Annotated in this window: 16 protein-coding genes and 1 tRNA gene; 12 read left to right on the top strand and 5 right to left on the bottom strand. The window is 65.7% G+C overall.

Going from position 1 to position 20,811, the window contains the following annotated elements; translation table 11 throughout:
• Positions 1–54: 54 nt before the first annotated feature.
• The 3 genes from rsmA to ACX80M_RS05470 are packed head-to-tail and all read left to right on the top strand — an operon-like array spanning position 55 to position 3,752.
• Entirely contained in the window at positions 55–927 is an 873-nt protein-coding gene (rsmA, locus tag ACX80M_RS05480; RefSeq protein ID WP_459309206.1) for a 16S rRNA (adenine(1518)-N(6)/adenine(1519)-N(6))-dimethyltransferase RsmA, read from the top strand.
• Positions 924–1,886, top strand: coding sequence for a 4-(cytidine 5'-diphospho)-2-C-methyl-D-erythritol kinase (locus ACX80M_RS05475; RefSeq protein ID WP_252601045.1), 963 nt, complete (start codon positions 924–926; stop codon positions 1,884–1,886). The genes rsmA and ACX80M_RS05475 overlap by 4 nt, the downstream gene beginning before the upstream one ends.
• Before the next feature lie 39 nt (positions 1,887–1,925).
• Positions 1,926–3,752 carry an ABC-F family ATP-binding cassette domain-containing protein gene (locus tag ACX80M_RS05470; RefSeq protein WP_459309204.1) on the top strand — a complete coding sequence of 609 codons (1,827 nt, stop codon included), beginning with the start codon at positions 1,926–1,928 and terminating at the stop codon, positions 3,750–3,752.
• Positions 3,753–4,345: 593 nt separating this feature from the next.
• On the opposite strand, the gene ACX80M_RS05465 is transcribed toward ACX80M_RS05470, so the two are convergent.
• On the bottom strand, positions 4,346–4,990 hold the full coding sequence (locus ACX80M_RS05465; protein WP_252601047.1) for a TetR/AcrR family transcriptional regulator: 645 nt from the start codon (positions 4,988–4,990) through the stop codon (positions 4,346–4,348).
• Positions 4,991–5,139: 149 nt separating this feature from the next.
• On the opposite strand from ACX80M_RS05465, the gene ACX80M_RS05460 reads away from it, so the two are divergent.
• The 9 genes from ACX80M_RS05460 to sufU all read left to right on the top strand — a co-directional run bounded on the left by ACX80M_RS05460 (position 5,140) and on the right by sufU (position 17,044).
• Positions 5,140–5,211 (top strand) — tRNA-Gln (locus ACX80M_RS05460).
• 110 nt (positions 5,212–5,321) lie between these two features.
• On the top strand, positions 5,322–6,803 hold the full coding sequence (glmU, locus tag ACX80M_RS05455; RefSeq protein ID WP_459309201.1) for a bifunctional UDP-N-acetylglucosamine diphosphorylase/glucosamine-1-phosphate N-acetyltransferase GlmU: 1,482 nt from the start codon (positions 5,322–5,324) through the stop codon (positions 6,801–6,803).
• Entirely contained in the window at positions 6,803–7,783 is a 981-nt protein-coding gene (locus ACX80M_RS05450) for a ribose-phosphate diphosphokinase (protein ID WP_056348072.1), read from the top strand. Before glmU ends, ACX80M_RS05450 begins: the two co-directional genes overlap by 1 nt.
• Before the next feature lie 235 nt (positions 7,784–8,018).
• Positions 8,019–8,609, top strand: a complete 591-nt coding sequence (locus tag ACX80M_RS05445; protein ID WP_252607827.1) for a 50S ribosomal protein L25/general stress protein Ctc — start codon at positions 8,019–8,021, stop codon at positions 8,607–8,609.
• A gap of 80 nt (positions 8,610–8,689) precedes the next feature.
• On the top strand, positions 8,690–9,286 hold the full coding sequence (gene pth, locus ACX80M_RS05440; RefSeq protein ID WP_252607828.1) for an aminoacyl-tRNA hydrolase: 597 nt from the start codon (positions 8,690–8,692) through the stop codon (positions 9,284–9,286).
• 112 nt (positions 9,287–9,398) lie between these two features.
• Entirely contained in the window at positions 9,399–12,137 is a 2,739-nt protein-coding gene (locus ACX80M_RS05435; protein WP_459309198.1) for a LuxR C-terminal-related transcriptional regulator, read from the top strand.
• On the top strand, positions 12,124–14,844 hold the full coding sequence (locus ACX80M_RS05430) for a LuxR C-terminal-related transcriptional regulator (protein ID WP_459309225.1): 2,721 nt from the start codon (positions 12,124–12,126) through the stop codon (positions 14,842–14,844). The genes ACX80M_RS05435 and ACX80M_RS05430 overlap by 14 nt, the downstream gene beginning before the upstream one ends.
• A gap of 400 nt (positions 14,845–15,244) precedes the next feature.
• A complete protein-coding gene (locus ACX80M_RS05425) occupies positions 15,245–16,570 on the top strand; it encodes a SufS family cysteine desulfurase (RefSeq protein ID WP_459309196.1) in 1,326 nt (441 codons plus the stop codon).
• 24 nt (positions 16,571–16,594) lie between these two features.
• Positions 16,595–17,044, top strand: coding sequence for a Fe-S cluster assembly sulfur transfer protein SufU (sufU, locus tag ACX80M_RS05420; protein WP_252566303.1), 450 nt, complete (start codon positions 16,595–16,597; stop codon positions 17,042–17,044).
• A gap of 44 nt (positions 17,045–17,088) precedes the next feature.
• Here sufU and nhaA read toward each other — a convergent pair whose 3' ends face one another.
• From nhaA to ACX80M_RS05400, 4 genes are all read right to left on the bottom strand, one after another.
• The gene (gene nhaA, locus ACX80M_RS05415) at positions 17,089–18,402 is read right to left on the bottom strand and encodes a Na+/H+ antiporter NhaA (RefSeq protein ID WP_252607831.1); all 1,314 of its coding nucleotides are present in this window, start codon (positions 18,400–18,402) and stop codon (positions 17,089–17,091) included.
• A 71-nt stretch (positions 18,403–18,473) separates the two neighbouring features.
• Entirely contained in the window at positions 18,474–18,695 is a 222-nt protein-coding gene (locus tag ACX80M_RS05410) for an SCO4848 family membrane protein (protein WP_459309193.1), read from the bottom strand.
• A 3-nt stretch (positions 18,696–18,698) separates the two neighbouring features.
• Positions 18,699–19,196, bottom strand: a complete 498-nt coding sequence (locus ACX80M_RS05405) for a DUF2505 domain-containing protein (RefSeq protein WP_056348089.1) — start codon at positions 19,194–19,196, stop codon at positions 18,699–18,701.
• Between the two features lie 48 nt (positions 19,197–19,244).
• On the bottom strand, positions 19,245–20,798 hold the full coding sequence (locus ACX80M_RS05400) for an SDR family oxidoreductase (protein ID WP_252613703.1): 1,554 nt from the start codon (positions 20,796–20,798) through the stop codon (positions 19,245–19,247).
• Positions 20,799–20,811: the final 13 nt, after the last annotated feature.

Here is a 20,811-nt window from a genome sequence, read left to right as displayed (position 1 = left end):
TGATCCGCGCGGAAAGCGGATGGCCCGTCACCGCGGCCGGGATAGGATGCCTAGGTGACTGAACCGACTGCCGCCGCGCCCGCACCCCTCTTCGGTGCTTCCGACATACGCCGGCTGGCGGAAGAAATCGGTATCCGGCCCACCAAGACACTGGGACAGAACTTCGTCATTGATGGCAACACCATCCGCCGGATCGTCTCCGTTGCCAACATCGGGCCAACCGAGACGGTGCTGGAAGTCGGGCCGGGCCTTGGTTCCCTCACGCTGGGCCTGCTGGATGCCGCGCAGACGGTGGTCGCCGTCGAAATTGATCCGGTCCTGGCGGCAAAGCTGCCGGAAACCGTGAAAGCATGGCGGCCGGACGCGGCGGGCGCTTTCCACCTGATCCAGGCGGACGCCATGAAGGTCACATCGCTTCCCGTTGAGCCCACCGCCATTGTGGCGAACCTGCCCTACAACGTGGCGGTGCCGGTGGTCCTGCACCTGCTCCAGCATTTCCCCAGCCTGCAGCACGGTCTGGTGATGGTCCAGGACGAGGTGGCTGACCGGCTGGCCGCGGGGCCAGGATCAAAAACCTACGGGGTGCCCTCGGTCAAGGCGGCCTGGTACAGCAGCATGCGCAAGGCCGGGGTGATCGGCATGAACGTCTTCTGGCCTGCGCCGAAGATCCAATCCGGGCTCGTGGCCTTCACCCGGCGGGAACCGCCTGAAACAACCGCCACCCGTGAGCAGGTGTTCGCCGTGATCGACGCCGCCTTCGCCCAGCGCCGGAAGACGCTGAGGGCCGCCCTGGCCGGCTGGGCGGGCGGCGCAGCCGAGGCCGAGCGCTGCCTCATCGCCGCAGGAGTGGCTCCATCGGCCCGGGGCGAAGTCATCGACATCCATGCCTTCGCCCGGATTGCCGAAGCCCGCGAGGCCGGGTCGTGAAGGCAGCCGCCGGGAAGTTTCCCGCACGGACGGTCCGTGTGAAGGCGCCCGGCAAGGTCAATGTTTCCCTGGACGTGGGGCCCTTGCGCGCTGACGGCTACCACTCAGTTGCCAGCGTGTACCTGGCCGTTTCCCTCTATGAGGAAGTGGCTGCCACCAGCACGGAGATGCCGGGGATCACCGTCAGCATCAGTCCTGACAGCACCCTGGACCTGGACGGCGTGGATATTCCGCTGGACGAGAAGAACCTGGCCTACAAGGCCGCAGCCATCATGGCCGATGTCTCCGAGCATTCGACCGGCGTGCACCTTGAAATCACCAAGCGGGTCCCCGTGGCCGGGGGCATGGGCGGCGGCTCGGCCGATGCCGCAGCCACCCTGCTGGCCTGTGACGCGCTCTGGAACAGCGGGCTGTCGCGGGATGAGTTGGCCCATCTGGCCGCCGAATTGGGTGCCGACGTTCCTTTCTCCCTCCTCGGCGGAACCGCCGTCGGGCTTGGCGTTGGCGACGACCTTTCGCCGGCACTGGCCAAGGCCCAAACGGACTGGGTCCTCGTGGCGGCGGACTATGGGCTGCCCACCCCCGAGGTCTTCCGCGCCCTGGACCGGCTCCGGGAGGCAGAAGGACTGGACGTTGCCGAGCCCACGGCCGTGGATCCCAAGATCCTGCAGGCGCTGCGGAGCGGGGACGCCGATGCCCTGAGCCGGGTCCTGGTGAACGATCTGCAGCGGGCTTCCATTGAACTTTCCCCCGCGCTCCGCGATACGCTGGGACGAGGTGAAGCGCTCGGCGCCCTGGCCGGAATCGTATCCGGTTCCGGACCCACCGTGGCGCTGTTGACCCACAATCCCGCCGCAGCCGAAAACCTGGCGGAGGACCTGCGGCACTATGGGCTGACGGCATTCCCTGTCCACGGGCCCGTGCATGGGGCGCGCATCATCTCCGATACTCTCCTTTAAGAGTCCCCTTCCTTACTGAGCAGCAGAAAGCAGTCCCTCTTGGCACACCTTCTTGGCGGCGAAAACCTTACGGTTTCGTACGCAACGCGCACCGTCCTGGACGGCATCACCCTCGGACTCGAGGAAGGTGACAGGATCGGCATGGTGGGCCGGAACGGCGACGGCAAGTCCACGCTGATGCGCCTGCTGGCCATGCGCTCCACCCCGGACTCGGGCCGGGTGACCAAGCGCAGCGAAGTCAACATCGGCTACCTGGACCAGAGCGACGTGCTCGACGGCGACCTCACAGTCGGCGCTGCGATCGTCGGCGACCAGGCCGACTATGAATGGGCCCGCAACCCCCAGATCCGCGAAGTCATGGGCGGCCTGGTGTCCGACGTCGACTGGCATGCGAACGTCCACGCCCTCTCCGGCGGCCAGAAGCGGCGGGTGGCGCTGGCCAAGCTGCTGATCGAGGACCATGACGTCATCATGCTCGACGAACCGACCAACCACCTCGATGTCGAAGGAGTCGCCTGGCTGTCCCGGCACCTGAAGACCCGGTGGCGGGCCAACCAGGGCGCCTTCCTGGTGGTCACCCACGACCGCTGGTTCCTGGACGAAGTCTGCACCAAGACCTGGGAAATCCACGACGGCATCATGGACCCGTTCGACGGCGGCTACGCGGCCTACGTGCTGGCCCGTGCCGAGCGTGACCGCGCGGCGAATGTTATGGAAGGCAAGCGTCAGATGCTCGTGAAAAAGGAGCTCGCCTGGCTGCGCCGCGGCGCTCCGGCCCGCACGGCCAAGCCGAAATTCCGCATCGAGGCCGCCAACGCCCTCATTGCCGACGTCCCCGAGCCGCGTGACTCCACAGCCCTGAGCAAGATGGCCACCGCCCGGCTCGGCAAGGACGTCCTGGACCTTGAGAACGTCTCACTGGACTTCCTCGGCGGCGACCCCGGACAGAAACTCTTCGACAACATCACGCTGCGGCTTGCCCCCGGTGAGCGGCTTGGCCTCGTGGGCGTCAACGGCGCCGGCAAGACCACCCTGCTGAAACTCCTCAACGGCGAGATTGAGCCGTCATCCGGCAAGGTCAAGCGCGGCAAGACGGTGGTCACCGCCGTGCTGACCCAGGAGGTCAAAGAGCTCGACGACGTCTCGGACCTGCGCGTGATCGAAGTCATCGAGCGCGAAAAGCGGTCCTTTAACGTGGGCGGCAAGGAATTCACGGCGGGCCAGCTCGTGGAGCAGCTCGGCTTCACCAACGAAAAGCAGTGGACCCCGGTCAGGGATCTGTCCGGTGGTGAGCGCCGGCGCCTCCAGCTCCTGCGCCTGCTGGTGGGGGAGCCGAACGTGCTGATGCTCGATGAGCCCACCAACGACCTCGACACCGACACCCTCGCCGCCGTCGAAGACGTCCTTGACGGCTGGCCTGGCACGCTCGTTGTGGTCAGCCACGACCGTTACCTGCTGGAACGCGTGACGGACCACCAGATGGCGCTGCTTGGTGACGGCAAGATCCGCGCCCTGCCGCGCGGCGTGGACCAGTATCTGGAACTCCGCGAATCCGCCCTGGCCGGCTCCACGATCACCGGCGGCGGCAACCCCGTCACCGGTCCGAGCGGCAGCTCCGCACCCGCTGCCTCCGGTTCCTCCGAAGCCGAAAAGCGCGACGCCCGGAAGGCCAAAAACCGGATCGAGCGCCAGCTGGGCAAACTGGAGCAGCAGGAAAAGAAGATTCACGACCAAATGGTCAAGAGCACCGCAACATCCGACTTCGACGCCCTCGCCGACCAGAACAAAAAACTCAAGGACCTCGCCACCGACCGCGAAGCCCTGGAACTCGAATGGATGGAAGCCCTGGAAGTCCTCGGCGAGTAGCCCGGCGCTACTTGGGTTGGGTTGGGTGCCGGAGCCGGCCCTTCCGCGTCGCTTAGACACAGGGCAAAGGGGACGCTCCGGTCGCTGGGCGACCTCCGCGTCCCGATGCCCTGCGATGCGCTCCTTGCGGAAGGACCGCCTCCGGCGAACGTGAGCCCGGCTTCCAGCGCGAGGGGACACTTAAGCCCCTCCGCCTTGGCGCGAGGGGACACTTAAGCCCCTCCGCCTTGGCGCGAGGGGACACTTAAGCCCCTCCGCGTTGGTGACGGTCGCTCACGAGGGGAGTCACCACTATGCCGTGGAACAGCGGGCAACCCGTCGGCAACTGCGGTCGGCGGAGATCGCCGAACGGAACTTTCGGCAATAGCGGGGCGGGGGACCTTCGCGTAGTCGCGCATCGCGGGCCATCGGGCACACAAGGTCGCTCAGCGACCGTTGGGCCCCTATGGCTCGAAGCGTCGTCCCGAGGGCCCCGACGCGAGCTTGCGAGTGTTGGGAAGGGACCAACGCGCTAAGCGACGGCGAAGGGCTCCTGCGCCGCGTAGGTGACCACGAGCGCACGCAACCCCGGGACACTTCGCTCGCGCAGGGGCTTAAGTGTCCGTTCGCGCTGAATCTTCGGTGCGGAGCTCGGGGTCTTTTTGGAGGCCGGTGAGGCCGTTCCAGGCGAGGTTGACCAGGTGGGCGGCGACGGTTTGTTTGTCGGGCTGGCGGCTGTCCTGCCACCATTGGCCGGTCATGGCCACCATGCCTACGAGCATCTGGGCGTACATCGCGCCGTCCTGGGCGCTGAAGCCGCGGCGGTGGAATTCGTCGGACAGGATGTGTTCCACGCGGGCGGTGACCTGGGACAGCAGGGTGGAGAAAGCGCCTTCGGGCTGCGATGGCGGTGCGTCGCGCATGAGGATCCGGAAGCCCTCCGCCCGGTCCTCGATGTAGGTGAGGAGGGCCAGGGCGGCGCGTTCCACCAGGACACGCGGTTTGCCCTCTTCGGTCAGGGCAGCGGTGATCGAGTCCAGCAGGATGTGGAACTCGAAGTCCACCACCTGCGTGTACAAGCCCTCCTTGGAGCCGAAATGTTCGTAGATCACGGGCTTGGAAACGCCGGCGCAGGCCGCGATTTCCTCAATGGTGGTCCCGTCGAGCCCGCGAGCGGCAAAAAGGCCACGGCCGACGTCGACCAGCTGGCCGCGCCGCTGTACGCCTGTCATCCGTGTCCGGGGTGGGTTGTTGCTCACATTTCCATCATGCCCTAGCGCTGCTGAAACAGTTGGAACCGGTGGCGGTGCACTGGCCTGGCTGCCGTGATTCCTGCCAATGTCGCGGGCTGCCCTGAAGCCATGGCAAAATAAATACTTGTGCCTTGGCCTTTGCGCCTGTGGCATGGTCCGCCCTGGTGTAATGGCAGCACCCCGGCCTTTGGAGCCGTGGAGTATAGGTTCGAATCCTATGGGCGGAACTGCTGTGCGAAGACCGTCCAGTAGGATGAACTCGGTGCCCCGCCGTGAATTTTGGCCGGACAGGCACCGCGCCCAGCGCAACGCGCAACCAAGCAAGGAGAACCCGTACGTGATCCCCGAGAATACCGGCCCAGCCGCCGTCATTGTTCTGGCAGCAGGCGCCGGTACCCGGATGAAATCCCGTACCCCGAAGATCCTGCACGAAATCGGCGGCCGGTCTATGGTGGGCCACGCCCTGCTGGCAGCCCGCAGCATTAACCCCGGACGTCTGGCCCTCGTGGTCCGCCACGAGCGGGATCTGGTTGCCCGCCACCTGAACCAGCTGGACCCCGAAGCCCTGATCGTGGACCAGGACGACGTCCCCGGCACCGGCCGCGCCGTTGAGGTGGCCGTGCAGGCACTGGACGCCCAGGAAAAACTTGCAGGCACCGTCGTGGTCACTTACGGCGATGTTCCGCTCCTGACCGGCAGCCTGTTGGCGGACCTGGTGGCCACACATGAGCGCGAAGCCAATGCCGTTACCGTGCTCACCGCGCTGCTGGACGACGCCACGGGCTACGGACGCATTCTCCGCGGCGATGACAGCTCCGTGACCGGCATCCGCGAGCACAAGGACGCAACGGAAATCGAACGACTGATCCGCGAGGTCAATTCCGGGATCTACGCCTTCGACGCCGACGTCCTCCGTGACGCGCTGGTCCACATCACCACTGATAACTCGCAGGGCGAAAAGTACCTCACCGACGTGCTGGGCCTCGCGCGGCAGTCGGGCGGTCGGGTGGCCGCCGTCGTCACCGAGGACCGCTGGCAGGTGGAGGGCGCCAACGACCGCGTGCAGCTCTCCGCCCTCGGCGCGGAACTGAACCGCCGCACCGTTGAAGCCTGGATGCGCGCCGGGGTCACAGTAGTTGACCCCGCCACCACCTGGATCGATTCCACTGTCACCCTGGACGAGGACGTCCGCATCCTGCCCAACACGCAGCTGCACGGTGCCACCACCGTGGCGAGGGACGCCGTCGTCGGCCCCGACTCCACCCTGACCGATGTCCGCATCGGCGAGGGCGCCAAGGTGACCCGCACGCACGGTTCCGGCGCCGTGATCGGTGCGGACGCCGCCGTCGGCCCTTTCACCTACCTGCGTCCCGGCACAGTGCTCGGCGACACCGGCAAGATCGGTGCGTTCTACGAAACCAAGAACGTCACGATTGGCCGCGGCTCCAAACTTTCCCACCTCGGCTACGCAGGCGACGCCGAAATCGGCGAGGACACCAACATTGGCTGCGGCAACATCACGGCCAATTACGACGGCGAGAAGAAGCACCGCACGGTGATCGGCTCGGGCGTCCGCACAGGTTCCAACACAGTCTTTGTTGCACCGGTCACCGTGGGGGACGGTGCCTACAGCGGCGCCGGCGCGGTGATCCGCAAGGACGTCCCGGCAGGGGCGCTCGTCGTGTCCGTTGCAGCGCAGCGCAACGACGAGGGCTGGGTTGTGGCCAACCGCCCCGGCTCACGCTCGGCGGAACTGGCTCAGGCCGCCGCCTCAGATTCCTCACATACCCCAGCATCGACAGAAGAGGACCAGCGATAATGAGCGAAATTACGGCACGCGGCGAGAAGAAGCTGGTACTTGCCGCTGGGCGGGCGCACCCCGAGCTGGCGCGGGAAATCGCCAAGGAGCTGGGTACCGAGCTGCTGCCCGTGGATGCCTACGACTTCGCCAACGGGGAGATTTACGTCCGCGCGGGCGAAAGCGTCCGGGGAACCGACGCGTTCGTCATCCAGGCCCACCCGGCTCCGCTGAACAACCACCTCATGGAACAGCTGATCATGATCGATTCGCTGAAGCGGGCCTCCGCCAAGCGCATCACCGTGGTGTCCCCGTTCTACCCGTATGCGCGGCAGGACAAGAAGGGTCGTGGACGCGAGCCTATTTCCGCCCGCCTGGTGGCGGACCTGTACAAGACCGCCGGCGCTGACCGCATCATGAGCGTTGACCTGCACACCTCGCAGATCCAGGGTTTCTTCGACGGGCCTGTGGACCACCTCATGGCCATCCCGCTCCTGGCCGATTACATCCGTACCCGCGTCGCCGCCGACAACGTCACCGTGGTGTCGCCGGACACGGGCCGCGTGCGCGTCGCGGAGCAGTGGGCCGAACGCCTGGGCGGAGCGCCGCTGGCGTTTGTGCACAAGAGCCGTGACCTTACCGTTCCCAACCAGGCCGTCTCCAAGACTGTCGTGGGCCAGATCGAGGGCCGGACCTGCGTCCTGATCGATGACATGATCGACACCGGCGGCACCATTTCCGGAGCGGTCCAGGTCCTGAAGAACGCCGGGGCGAAGGACGTCATCATCGCCGCGACGCACGCTGTGTTCTCCGAGCCCGCGGCCCAGCGGCTGTCCGAATCCGGCGCCCGCGAAGTGGTGGTCACCAACACGTTGCCCCTCACCGCGAATCAGCAGTTCCCGCAGCTGACGGTGCTATCCATCGCACCGCTGATCGCCCGCGCCATCCGCGAAGTGTTCGACGACGGTTCGGTCACCAGCCTGTTCGACGGCAACGCCTGATTCCAGCAGGGGGCTGGTGGAGACCGCCGTTTTCAGTAATTTGGCCCGGCGCTGGTAAGCTTTTTCACGATACCTTGGCGAGGGAGAGCATCCGGGAAACCGGACTGCAGGTCTCCGTTATCGACTGGGTCTGAATCTCCCTTCTGGAAGGGCGGCCTCACGGCCGCCCGGCGTTGAAGGTCGTAACAGACCTCCGCCCTTGCTGAACACCTTTTAGTCTTCCGAGGAGATACACATGTCTGAGCAGAAGCTCGCAGCAGAAGTACGCACCGAATTCGGCAAGGGCTTCGCCCGCCGCGCGCGCATGGCCGACCTGATCCCCGCCGTCATCTACGGCCACGGCGCCGAGCCGATCCACATCACGCTTCCGGCCAAGGCCACCACGCTTGCAGTCCGCAAAGCCAACGCCCTGCTGTCCCTGGACGTCAACGGCGAAGAGCACCTGGCCCTGGTCAAGGACGTCCAGCGCGACCCGATCAAGCAGATCATCGAGCACATCGACCTGCTGACCGTCATCAAGGGCGAAAAAGTCACCGTGGACATCCCGGTTCACATCGTTGGCGAACTGGCTCCGGGCAGCGTCTTCAACCAGGAACTCACCGTCATCTCCCTTGAGGCTGAGGCAACCCACCTGCCCACCGCCATCGAGGTCGACATCGAAGGCCGCTCCGCCGGACAGCACATCCACGCTTCCGACCTGGTCCTGCCGAAGGGTTCGGTCCTGCTGGCCGACGCCGACGCCCTGGTTGTCCACATCTCCGAGGCCACTGAGGTCTCTGAGGAAGAGGCACAGGCTGACTCCGCAGCCGCAGTCGCCGGCGAGTAATAACGGCACAGTTTGATATGTGGCCGGGCCCTGTCGGGGGTCCGGCCACTGCCATGTCCGGACCACCTTAGGATTGAATAATGACTGACACCTGGCTGATCGTTGGCCTCGGAAACCCCGGGGCCGAATACAAGGGCAACCGGCACAATGTCGGCCAGATGGTCCTGGACGAACTCGCGGGCCGGATGGGTGGCAAGTTCAAAACCCACAAGGCACGCGCCCAGGTGCTCGAAGGACGGCTGGGGATCGGCGGCCCCCGGGTGGTGCTGTCCAAGCCGATGAGCTACATGAATGTTTCCGGCGGCCCGGTGTCCGGCCTGGCAAATTTTTACGGCATTGACCCTGACCATGTTGTCGCGGTGCACGATGAGATTGATATTCCGTTTAACACCATAAAGCTGAAATGCGGCGGCGGTGAGGGCGGCCACAACGGCCTCAGGGACATGTCCAAGGCGCTGGCCACCAAGGATTACCTCCGGGTACGGGTAGGCGTGGGGCGCCCTCCAGGGCGGATGGACACTGCAGACTATGTCCTGCGCGATTTTGGCACTGCAGAGCGCAAGGACCTTCCGTTCCTGCTCGATGAGGCGGCTGATGCCGTGGAGATGCTGGTCAGGGAAGGGCTGACTGCGGCCCAGCAGAAGTTCCATCCGGTCAGGTCAGACGTTCAGGAATAAAACTTAAAACCGCCTGTCCCTGTTTACCTGCGTGTGCCAAGGGGTAGTCTTCTTCCTAAGCGGGGGAGCGATGGGGCTTATCCCGCTTTAGTGGGATGTAGGGGACAAGTTCATGTCAATCGAGCCACTCAGCTGGGGACGTGGGTCACCGCTCAACGACCTTGAGCTGCGCACCGACACTGCAGGCGTGTCAGAGCCGCAGCGATGGTCCGTGCCCGCACGGAGTGCCAACCTCGAAGCGGTCCGCGCCGCCCTGACCAGCCTCGACTCCCTGGGAGTCGTCATCACCGGCGGACGCGGTGTAGGTAAGTCATCCTTGGCCAGGACAGCCGTCGCCGAGCTTGGCCCGGATATCTGGACGTTGCAGCTGCGCAGCGGACCGTCGTCCGGCACAACACCCTACGGCTGCCTGGCTTTCCTGCTGGCGCGTCTTCCCCAGGCGTACATGGGGTCGCCCACAGCCATCCTCCGTGGCATTACGTCCCTCATCAAAAGCGATGCCGCGGGGCGCCAGTGTGTCATCACCCTGGACACCGCCGGCAGCATTGATGATATGAGCGCCGGCGTCCTGCTCAACATCCTCCTGACCGGGACCGCCCGCATGGTGGCCGTGGCGCCCATGGTCAGTGATCTACCCGCCGACTTCCACTGGCTCCTCAACGACCGCCGGCTCACCGAGGTCAGGCTGGACAACCTCAATGAGCTGCAGACCCGCCAGGTGCTGCTTTCCCTGCTGGGCCACCGCGTTTCGGCCTCCCTGGTCAGCACTTTCCACACCATGGTTGGCGGCAACCCCCTGCTCCTGAAAGCGCTTGTAACCGAGCAGCAGCATTCGGGGAACCTGGTTCTGTCGGACTCCGTCTGGACTCTTCGGGACAAGGTGGTGCTCGACGGCGCGGCCAGCCTCGACGACATCGTCCGGTCCCAGTGGACCCGGAAGTCTCCGGAGGAACGGGACGTCATCGAGATGCTCTCGTGCGCCCGCAGCGTGGAACTGTCCAGGCTGACCAAAGTGTACGGTGCCGGCGTGGTGGCGGACATGGAAGATTCGGGCCTGCTGGAGATCGATTCCTCGGACAACCGATGGGTTTCACTGCGTGAAAAGTACCTCGGCGACGTTGTCCGCTCCTGGCTCAGCATCACTCGGCGAAGGGAACTGCGGAGCCTGCTCCTGGGCGGCAAGGAACCTGACCCTGCCACGATGACGATGGAAGAACTGATGGCGTTCGGCGCCTGGACCCAGGAATGCGAGGCCGAGCTGAGTCCGGCCATGGCGCTTGCCGCCGCCGAAGCCGCAGTGCAGCTCTTTGACCCCCATTTTGCCCTCAAGTATGCCGACACGCTGAAGCGGAATGACCCTCAATGGGTGCCTGCCCAGCGGCAGAAAGCCGCAGCGTACCTGCTCATGGACCTCCCGGTGCAGGCCATGGCAGCACTGGACGATATTTCCCAGCCGCAGCTGGACAACCTGGACGTTGAGGAGTTCGCCCGGGTGGTCGAGGCCAAATCTCGGGTCATGGTCTGGCTCCCCGAACACACCGCCCGGGTGCCGGCGCTGCTGCAGACGGCACGGGAGCGGCTGGGCGTGGAGCCAGGAATTGCGAAGGGCTGGCCGGAGCCGCTGGCTGCTGCGGCCAACCGGATCAGCCTCAGCGAATTCGAGTACCAGGCTTTTGTGGGGGACTACGCCTCCGCCTTGCCGGCACTGGAAGCCGCTGCCGACCCCGGGCAGAATCCGGACACCTGGTTCAGGATGAACTCAGCGGTGATCCTCATGAGCGCCCTGTCCATGGCCGGGCGGGAAATGGACGCCCTGAGCCTGATGAGGCAGCTGGGCGGGCAGATCTCGGACGCCGCCGAGATCGTGGGGCTGCGCGAGAGGTTCGCCGGCCGGGCGTACAACGTGCTCCTGATGGCAGGGCAATGGCGCCGGTGCATCGACCTCCTGGATCCGCCTTCCGCGCGCGAGTTCCACCGGCTCCCTTACCGGAGCGCCGCCGCGGAGCTAGCGGCCGGCATCGCCTATGTGTACTCGGGCCGCGGCGCCGTTGCCCTTGATTCGCTGCTCTCGGCCGCTGCACAGCTGGAACTGCGGCCCGTCCAGAGCCTGCTCCGCGCCGCCTACGCCGCCATCGCCTTCGCGTATGCGCAGATCGGCAATGCCGGGCAGTCCCGGCAGTATCTTGACCGGCTGCAGCGGACGGCAGGTGCCGCTGACCATGCCACCCGGAGCCGCATTGAATTCTGCGCTGATATGGCCGCCCGATGGCTGGGGGACAATGACGCAGCCACCCGCCTCAAGCAGTCAGCCCGCCGTGACATCGCGGCAGGCAGGTTCACCCTGGCCGGGATCAGCCTGCTCGGAGCCACGGTCAACGGCACGGAAGCGGACTTCCGGCTGATGGAACAAGTGGCCGGGCAACGCCAGGGCCCCTTGGCGGAAATTTCGCGTCTTGTCGCCGTGGGCAGCCGCACCCACGACGCCAAAACGTTGCTTGCCGGCGGGGAACTGGCGGCCACCCTGGAACTGGATGCCGTTGAGGCCCGGTGCATGGCGCTGGCCGTTGACTACGCCCGGCAGGCCGGTGACTCGGTTTCCGCCAGGAATGCACAGGCCCGACTGGACATCCTCGCAGCCACCGTGGCAAGCCTGCCGATCGTGCCGAGCAGCGGCAGCCCTCTACTGACTGCCAGGGAGAGGCAGATCGCGCGGCTGGCCGGCCGGGGCGCGTCCAACCGCGATATCGCCGTGGAGATGGGCGTGTCCGTGCGCACTGTGGAAGGCCACCTTTACCAGGTCTTTACCAAGCTCGGAGTTACATCCAGGGGTGATCTGACTGGACTCGTCTAACGGCCACGCTGCCAAACAGGGAACGCAATATCGACTGCTCACGGGCCGGCGTGAGCCGCTGGACCGGATCTGCAACATCATTCGCAGCCGCACGAGCCAGGCCGTGTTCCTCATGGCGGGCCCGGGCATCGGGAAGTCAACGCTGACCGAGGCCATCACCGAGCGGCTTTCCCAGGAGATGATCATTGTTCAGATCCATGGAAGTTCGTCGCTGTCCGGCGTTCCCTTTGGAGTTTTGGCGCCCTACACGGCGGAGCTGACGGCCGAAGACTCCGTGTCTTCGGTGGCTGTGCTGCGGTCCGTGTGGAGGTACTTTGAGAAGCTGAAAGCCGGCAAGGATACCCCGTTGCTTCTGATGATGGATGACGCCCATCACCTGGACGAGGCAACGGCCAGCATCGTGGCCGACATGATCTCCGCTGGCTGGGCCACAGTGCTTGCTGCCGGCAGGCCGCGGCCCGGGCTGCCCCAGCCGCTCGCTCAGCTCTGGTATGACGGCCTGGCTGACCGTGTGGATCTCCGACCCATGAACCGGGAGCAGGTCGAGGAAGTCCTCTCCCACGCACTTGATGGAACAATCCCCTCCGGAACCATTGACACAATCTGGAGCGCGTCTGGCGGAAATCCGCGGATTCTTGATGCCTTGCTGCATGATGCCGCAGAGCGGGGCGAACTCGCAAAGCGTAACGGGATCTGGATGCTGCTGGGCCCGTTGCCTGCCGACGGACCCAGGCTCGCCGAGGTGGTGGTGAAGGACATGCTCCGCCGCAGCCCGGAAGAGCAGGAAGTCCTGAAACTTGTCGCCCTCGCAGGACCCGTGAGCCGGAAGGTGATCGAGGATATTTTTGGCGCTGAAGTAGTGCGCACGCTGCTGGACCAGCAGATGATGGTGGAAAGTTCCGGCATTCCAGCCGATCTCCGGATCTGGAACTCCGTGTTCGGCGAGGCGCTCCGCACAGGTATCTCGGTGTCCCGGAGCCTGCAGCTGCTTGAAAAGATCCGGGATCAGCTGGGAACCGCTCCCGAAGGGTCTGAAGGCAGGATGAGGGCCGTGGAATGGGCCCTTGAATGTGGATTGAAAATATCCGATCCCGAGCTGCTTGAGGCGGCCGGCACTGCCTTGGTCCACTCCCGGAACCGGAGCAGCCGGATGATGGCGGCGAAGGTCGTGGACCCGGACCTCGTGCCGCAGGCACAGGCCGTCCAGGGACGCGCCTTATTCAATGAAGGCGACTTTGCGGGTGCGGCCAAGCTCCTGGACGGATGCTGGCTGCAGCTGGGGAACGGTGCCTGGGCTGTTCCGGTCCTGATGCTCAGGGCCATGGCACACCAGGCTCTGGGAACGCCGCTGTCAGTATTCGCGGCCGATTCCCGTGATGCGCTTCAGGGCGCAGGCGTCATGACGGCTGGCCCGGATGCTGTGCCGCCGGATTCCCAAGAGACCGCCGGCGCGCCGGCCGGGCCCTGGCAGGAGCGCTTGCTTCGCCTGCTGGAACTTTGCGAAGCAGGCAACCACCAGGCCTTGGAGGCCGAGGTCCAGGACCTTCGGAGCAGCCGCGCCGGCGATGCCACGGACGACGCCCTGCGTGCGGTGGGCCTGGCGCTGCTGGCCCATTCGCTCGCCCCGGCCGGACGGGCCGTCCAGGGGCTGGATGCCGCATTGCGGGCAGTCTCGGAACTTCCCTCACTGCAGGGTGGCGTGTTCTTCTTCAACGAATTTGTCCTTGGCCGCCTGGTGGCAGATTACCTGGCCATGGGGGAGTGGGACTCGGCGGAACGGGAGTCGGCGAACTATGCTGCCGGGCAGCCGCGGGGTGTCGCCTATTTCGGCGGCAGCCTCGAGGTGCTCCGTGGCTACTCGCTCCTGCGGCAGGGGCGGATGGAACGCGCCTATCAAACGCTGTTGCCGGCGGTGGAGACCCTGAGGCTCAACGATCCGCTGCAGATGTTCCGGTTTGGTTCCGGGCTGGCGTTTTATGTAGCGGCGAGGCTCGGCGACGCCGCCCAGGCCGGCCGGCTTGAGCTGGATTACAAGGATTCACCGCAGGGTTCCCCCGGCTACGGACTCCTTGCGAGGGCGTACGCGGCAGCGGCATCGGAGTATGTGGCGCATGACGGAAAAGGCCTGGCGCGCCTCCACACACTGGCCACCACACCCGAGGTGACCACACGGGCCGGGACACTCCTGGAACTCTTGGCTCTCTGCTGGGACCTGGGCGACCATTCCGTGATCCCGTTGGTCCACTCACTGGCGGGGAGCGTGGAAGGCCGCTGGGCTGCGGCAATGCTCACTCTGGCGGGGCATTGGGAGTCCGAGGACGCCGATTCCATCATGGAAACGGCAGCCATGCTTGAAGGCGCGGGATTCGTTAACCTTGCGCGGGAAGCCTACGCGCGGTCGAGCACCGTCCTTGAGAGCTCCGGTGAGCGCCGGCGGGCCCGTCAGGCGGTGGCCCTGCGGGAGAAGTGCGACCACGAACTGGGCGAGCGGTTCCGGGAAGGCCACTTCATCGCCGCAGCACCCAGCGTGCACCTCACCCGCCGGGAACAGGACATCGTAGAGCTCGCCGTGAAAGGTCTCACCGACCGGGAGATCGCACAAAGACTCATGGTGTCCGTGCGTACTGTGGAGGGCCACCTCTACCGCACGTACGTCAAACTCGGCGTGCGGAGCCGCGACGAACTGGCTTCGGCCCTTCCGAACTAGGCCTGCGTACGGACGCCATGCGTCCGGGACCCTGTGTAAGGACGTCCGGAAACGCGTAGCCCCGGCCCCAAAAAGTAGAGTACTGCCTACTCGTGTGCTGAGCTTCAGCATGCGATTGACTTAGTGCGGCAGGAAAACACGGAGCCACCAAAACCGCGGACCGGCCAACAGACTTTCAGGCCTCATTTTGAAGCAAACTTCCGGCCCTGGGGCTGGATCGAAGCGGGGCCGGCGACGTCAGAGTCTTCTGAGACCGAGACTCTCCCCCCAGCCGTCGCCGGCCCTCACCTCCGCGGGCTGAAGCCCGGAGCTGCTGTGGCGGTTGCCCATCGGGCCGCCGCCATAGTGGTGTTGTGGGACAATTGAGTGTCAATCCATTGGCATCTCAAGGAGTTTAGCTTTGGCCCTAGTATCAACGCCTGCCACGCTGGAACGCGCAGTGCCGGCCATGGATAACGCCGAAGTCCTCAGGATTCGAAACGACTTCCCCGTACTTGGCCAGCTGGTGAACGGCCAGCCCCTGGTATACCTCGATTCGGGCGCCACCTCGCAAAACCCGCTCAGTGTCATCGAAGCTGAGCAGGAGTTTTACGAACAGCGCAACGCTGCCGTGCACCGCGGGGCCCACTACCTTGCCGTGGAAGCAACAGAGGTGTTCGAAGGTGCCCGCGAGACCATAGCGGAATTCATCGGTGCCGGCTACGCGGAAACGGTGTGGACCTCCAACGCCACCGAAGGCCTGAACCTGCTCAGCTACTCGCTCTCCAACGCCGCGCTGTGGGCGGCGCAGGGGCGCGGCGACGCCCGGCTGAAAGACCTCGCAGTGGGCCCGGGTGACCAGATCGTGGTGACCGAAATGGAGCACCACGCCAACCTGATCCCTTGGCAGGAACTGGCGTTCCGCACAGGCGCCACGCTTCGTTACATCCCCATCGACGACGCCGGTGCCCTGCGGCTGGATATTGCGGCCGAGATCCTGGGAAGCAAAACTAAGGTCCTCGCGTTCACCCACGCCTCCAACGTGTTGGGCACAATTAACCCCGTACAGGAACTGGTTGCGCTGGGGCGGCAGGCCGGAGCCCTGGTGGTCCTGGACGCCTGCCAGTCGGCACCGCACCTGCCGCTGAACGTCAAGGAGCTTGACGTCGACTTCGCCGTGTTCTCCGGCCACAAGATGCTGGCGCCTACCGGAATCGGGGTCCTCTACGGCAAGCAGGACCTCCTGGACGTGCTGCCACCGTTCCTCACAGGCGGTTCCATGATCACCACGGTGACCATGGAACGGGCCGAGTACCTGCCCGCGCCGCAGCGCTTCGAGGCCGGCACCCAGCGCATCTCGCAGGCCGTTGCCCTGGCCGCCGCAGCCAACTACCTCACGGAAACCGGCCTGGACCGGGTGCACCGCTGGGAAGCGGAGCTCGGCCAGCGGATGGTGGCGGGGCTGGAGTCCATTCCCGGCATCCGCGTGCTGGGGCCTGCCGCCGGACAGGAACGGATCGGCCTTGCCGCGTTCCACGTCGACGGCGTGCACGCGCACGACGTCGGGCAGTTCCTGGATTCCAGGGGCATCGCCGTCCGCGTGGGTCACCATTGCGCCCAGCCGCTGCACCGCCTCTTGGGCCTGACCGCAACCACCAGGGCAAGCGCCTACCTGTACAACACCACCGACGACGTCGATGCCTTCCTGGAAGCCGTCGCCGGAGTCCGCTCCTACTTCCGCGTCTAGCGCGATCACCGAAGGTACACCACCATGAGCCTTGACCAGCTGTATCAGCAGATCATCCTTGACCATTCCAAAGCCCGTCACGGCAGCGGACTGGCCGGCATCGCCGCGCCGGCGGGGGCGTCCACGGGCCAGTCCCACCAGCTCAACCCGGTCTGCGGCGACGAAGTCACGCTGCGGGTGGCCGTGGAAGACGGCAAGGTGGCGCAGATTTCCTGGGACGGCGAAGGGTGTTCCATCTCGATGGCATCGGCGTCGGTCCTCAGCGAACTCGCGGAGGGAATGACCGTGGACGAGCTCCACGCCGTCATTGGCAACTTCCGCGAAGTACTCCGCTCGCGCGGGAAGATCCACGCCGATCCCGAGATCCTGGGCGACGCCGCGGCTTTCGAGGGTGTGGCCCGCTACGCCGCGCGCGTTAAATGCGCCATGATTTCCTGGGTGGCCGCCGAGGACGCCCTGAACCAGGCAGCCTAGGCACGCACGGGCCGAAGCCGGGCCGAGGCCCGGCCGCGCCGCTGTCAGCCCCGGTGCTCGAAAACGTCCGGGATGCCGTCGCCGTCAGCATCATGCCGTTCCGCAAGTTCCACTGCGCGGTAATGCCGGTTCCGCAGCCGGAGCACCACGGTGGCGAGCAGGGCAGCAACCAGTGATCCGGTGAGGATGGCCACCTTCGCGTGGTCATCGTAGGCCGAGCCCGCACCGAAGCTCAGCTCGGCGATCAGCAGCGACACCGTGAAGCCCACTCCGGCCAACATCGCAAGGCCGGCAACATCGATCCAGGCCAGACCGTCGTCGAGCTTTGCCCTGGTGGTCTTAGTGATCAGGTAGGTAGTACCGAACACGCCAATCGTTTTGCCGGCCACCAAGGCAGCCACAATTCCCACCGCCACGGGATCCGCCAGGGCCGATCGGAAGCCGTCGAGGCCGCCCACGGCAACTCCGGCGGAAAAGAAGGCGAAGACCGGGACGGCGAAACCTGCCGAAAGCGGGCGGAGCCGGTGTTCCAGGGACTCAGCCATACCGGAACCCGCCTCACCGCGTTTCTGCGACGCCAGCACCGGCACGGCAAAAGCGAGCAGCACACCGGCCACCGTGGCGTGGATACCGGAAGCGTGCACGAGTCCCCAGGTGGCGGCGGCCAGCGGCAGCAACAGGTACCAGCTGCGGACCCTCCTCTGGACCAGCAGGGTAAACAGCCCCAGCGGAACCAGTGCCGCCAACAGGAAGAGCGGCTGCAGTCCGGACGAGTAGAAGAAGGCGATGATGCCGATGGCCAGCAGGTCATCCACTACGGCCAAGGTGAGCAGGAAGGTCCGGAGGGCCGCAGGCAGGTGGGTGTTTATGACGGCCAGCACGGCCAGGGCAAAGGCGATGTCGGTGGCTGTGGGAATGGCCCATCCCCGCAGGCTCTCGGCGTCCTGGCCCAGGTTCACCAGCGTGTAGATCAGGGCCGGAACTGCCACGCCGCCCACGGCCGCGGCCACCGGAACCACCGCCTTGGACACTTTGCGGAGTTCACCGGAGACAAACTCCCGCTTGAGTTCCAGGCCGGCCAGGAAGAAGAAGATGGCCAGGAGACCGTCCGACGCCCAAAGCCCCAGGGAGAGCCGGAGGTGCCAGGGCTCATAGCCGATTTTCAGGTCACGCAGCGCGAAGTAGCCCTCAGCCGCAGGCGAGTTGGCCCAGACGAGGGCCGCGGCTGTGGCCAGCAAAAGGAGGGCACCGCCGGCTGTTTCCAGCCTGAGGATCTCTGAGATCCGCAGGAATTCGGGGTAGCTTGAGCGGCTGAGGACTTTGGCAGCGAAGGCGGGGCGGGAAGGGCGCTTGGCCATGGGTGGCTCCTGGAATTAAGGGGTCGGCAAAACTGTTGCCGACCAGACTTCCCGGCGCACCTGTGTCCAGCCTACCCGAGCAGCCCCATAACCCCGATCACGGCAGTGGCGGCTCCCAGCACCATGGAGATGCTGACCAGCACCACGTGGACGGTGAGGAACTTTGTGGCCTTGCCGGCGGCGTCCCGCGCCCTGGGATCCTTCATCACGCGGCGCAGGAACTGCGGCCAGACCACCAGGGACCAGAGGCCGGCGATAATCAGGACCAAGCCCGCAAACAGGGGGAGCTGCATGGCCTAGTGGCTTTCGAGCCAGGCCTGGGCCTGCTGTGACTGGATGTTCAGGGCCTTGGCCACCATGGGCTCAGCTGCCTCGGCGATCTTGCCGCCCAGGAACGGGACGGAGGAGGTCACGTTGCCTTCGAGTTCAATGCGCGTGCTGCCGCCCTCCGCGACGAGCCGCTGGACCGCGGTCACATCAAGAGGGGCGCCGGCGATCTTCAGCGTGATGTTGCTCTGGCGGGAACCGTCGGCCGCCGGGGCGTCCCAGTTCTCCACCTGCGTCACCGTGAGCTTTTCGCCCACGAACTTACGGGCGATCTCCGGCAGCCGGGTGGTGGGCAGCGTGCGGACCGAGGTGGTGCTGAATACTCCGTCAACGTCTCCGGCCACCTCGAAGGATTCAAGTGTGCCGCCAACGAATTGGCTCGTGTGCCGCTGGAAGTCCTCGTTGATAAAGACGGCAGCGACGCTGTCGACGGCGTGCGGAAGGGTAGTGGTTGCACTCAGTGCCATGGGTCCTCCAGTGATGTGTAGGTCAGAACGCTTTTTGCTCCCCACATCCTACGGGGAGCCTTGCGTGTTGTTGGAACCGGCCTCCGCACTGTCGGCGCCGGCGATTTTCTGCGCCGCCGTGGTGATGTTCCGTGCCATCGCCGGAAAAATGAGGCTATGGAACGGCAGCACGGCAAGCCAGTAGAGCTTTCCGCTGAGGCCCTTGGGGAAGAAAATGGCCCGCTGCCGGTAGCGGCTGCCCGTCCCGTCAGGTTCTACGGACAGTTCAAGCCAAGCACGTCCGGGGGCGCGCATCTCCGCGCGGAGGCGCAACAGTTTTCCGCGCTCAATCCGTTCCACGCGCCACCAGTCCACCACTTCGCCCGAGGCCAGGGTGCCTGGGTGCCTTCGTCCCCGCAGCAGGCCCGCGCCGCCGGTGAGCTTGTCCAGCCAGCCACGTACCCACCATGCCAGCGGCAGGGAATACCAGCCGTTCCGGCCGCCGATTCCTTCGATGATGGTCCACACGTCGGCGGGATCAACTTCGCCGTGGAAGGTCCGTTCATCCACGTAGACCGTGTGGCCTGCCCAGTCCGGATCGCTGGGCAGCGGATCGGCGTCGGCCCCGGCATTTGACCATGTGGTTTCCACCTGGCCGTCACGCTCCTTGCCCAGGGCGAGGGCAACGGCCCGCCGGTACGGGGTCAGGCCGCCCGCCGGCACCGGGATATGGGCGTCGATGTCGTGTTCGCGGGACACGGCATCGTGCTGCAGCGACTCGACGAGCGGGAGCGACATGGACAGCGGGATGGGCGTGGTCAGGGCCACCCACACGCCGGCGAGCCTCGGGGCGGGAATGGGCAGAGCCAGCACCACCCGGTACGGCAGCCCGGCCTCGGCGGCGTATTCCTTCATCATGCCCGCGTAGCTCAGGACCTGCCGGCAGCCGATGTCGAAGGTGCGGTTGACGGGCCCGTCCAAGGATGCGGCGCCCACAAGGTAGTGCAGCACGTCCCGGACGGCGATTGCCTCGATCTTGTTGCGCACCCAGCTCGGGGCCGGCATCAGCGGAAGCGCTTCGGACAGGTGGCGGATCATTTCGAAGGACGCGGACCCGGAACCGATCACCACCCCGGCCTGGAAGACCACCGCGTCCACGGTGCTGTCCAGGAACACCTTTCCCACGGCTTCCCGGGACCGCATGTGAGTGGACAGTTCCACGTTGGCCGGGTGCAGGCCGCCCAGGTAGACGATCCGGCCTACGCCGGCGGCGGCAGCGGCTCTGGCCGCCGTTTCCGCCATGGCCTTTTCCTTGGACTCGAAGCCGGCGCCGGAGGCCATGGAGTGGACGAGGTAGTAGAGCACGTCGACGCCGGCCAGCGCCTGCTCCAGGGCTCCGCCGTCGTCGAGACTGCTCTCGATGACCTCAACCTTGCCCAGCCACGGCACGCCGGCGATCTTTGCCGGTGTCCTGACCAGGACCTTGACGGTGTGCCCGGCCTCCAGCAGCCGGGGGACCAGGCGGCCTCCGATGTAGCCGGTGGCGCCGGTCACCAGGACGGTTCGCGCCGTCCCCGCTGCCACCGTGGGTGGAGTGTCGCTCGGACTATTGCTATCGCTCACTGAAAGCTCCTCA

Source organism: Pseudarthrobacter sp. MDT1-22 (genome assembly GCF_054511035.1).
This window is presented reverse-complemented; position numbering and strand designations above follow the sequence as displayed.

What these genes read in the sequence shown, in the direction of transcription:
- ACX80M_RS05450 (WP_056348072.1), top strand. Translation starts at nt 6,803, where the DNA reads ATGAGCGAAATTACGGCACGCGGCGAGAAGAAGCTGGTACTTGCCGCT.
- ACX80M_RS05445 (WP_252607827.1), top strand. Translation starts at nt 8,019, where the DNA reads ATGTCTGAGCAGAAGCTCGCAGCAGAAGTACGCACCGAATTCGGCAAG.
- pth (WP_252607828.1), top strand. Translation starts at nt 8,690, where the DNA reads ATGACTGACACCTGGCTGATCGTTGGCCTCGGAAACCCCGGGGCCGAA.
- ACX80M_RS05435 (WP_459309198.1), top strand. Translation starts at nt 9,399, where the DNA reads ATGTCAATCGAGCCACTCAGCTGGGGACGTGGGTCACCGCTCAACGAC.
- sufU (WP_252566303.1), top strand. Translation starts at nt 16,595, where the DNA reads ATGAGCCTTGACCAGCTGTATCAGCAGATCATCCTTGACCATTCCAAA.
- nhaA (WP_252607831.1), bottom strand. Translation starts at nt 18,402, where the DNA reads ATGGCCAAGCGCCCTTCCCGCCCCGCCTTCGCTGCCAAAGTCCTCAGC.
- ACX80M_RS05410 (WP_459309193.1), bottom strand. Translation starts at nt 18,695, where the DNA reads ATGCAGCTCCCCCTGTTTGCGGGCTTGGTCCTGATTATCGCCGGCCTC.
- ACX80M_RS05405 (WP_056348089.1), bottom strand. Translation starts at nt 19,196, where the DNA reads ATGGCACTGAGTGCAACCACTACCCTTCCGCACGCCGTCGACAGCGTC.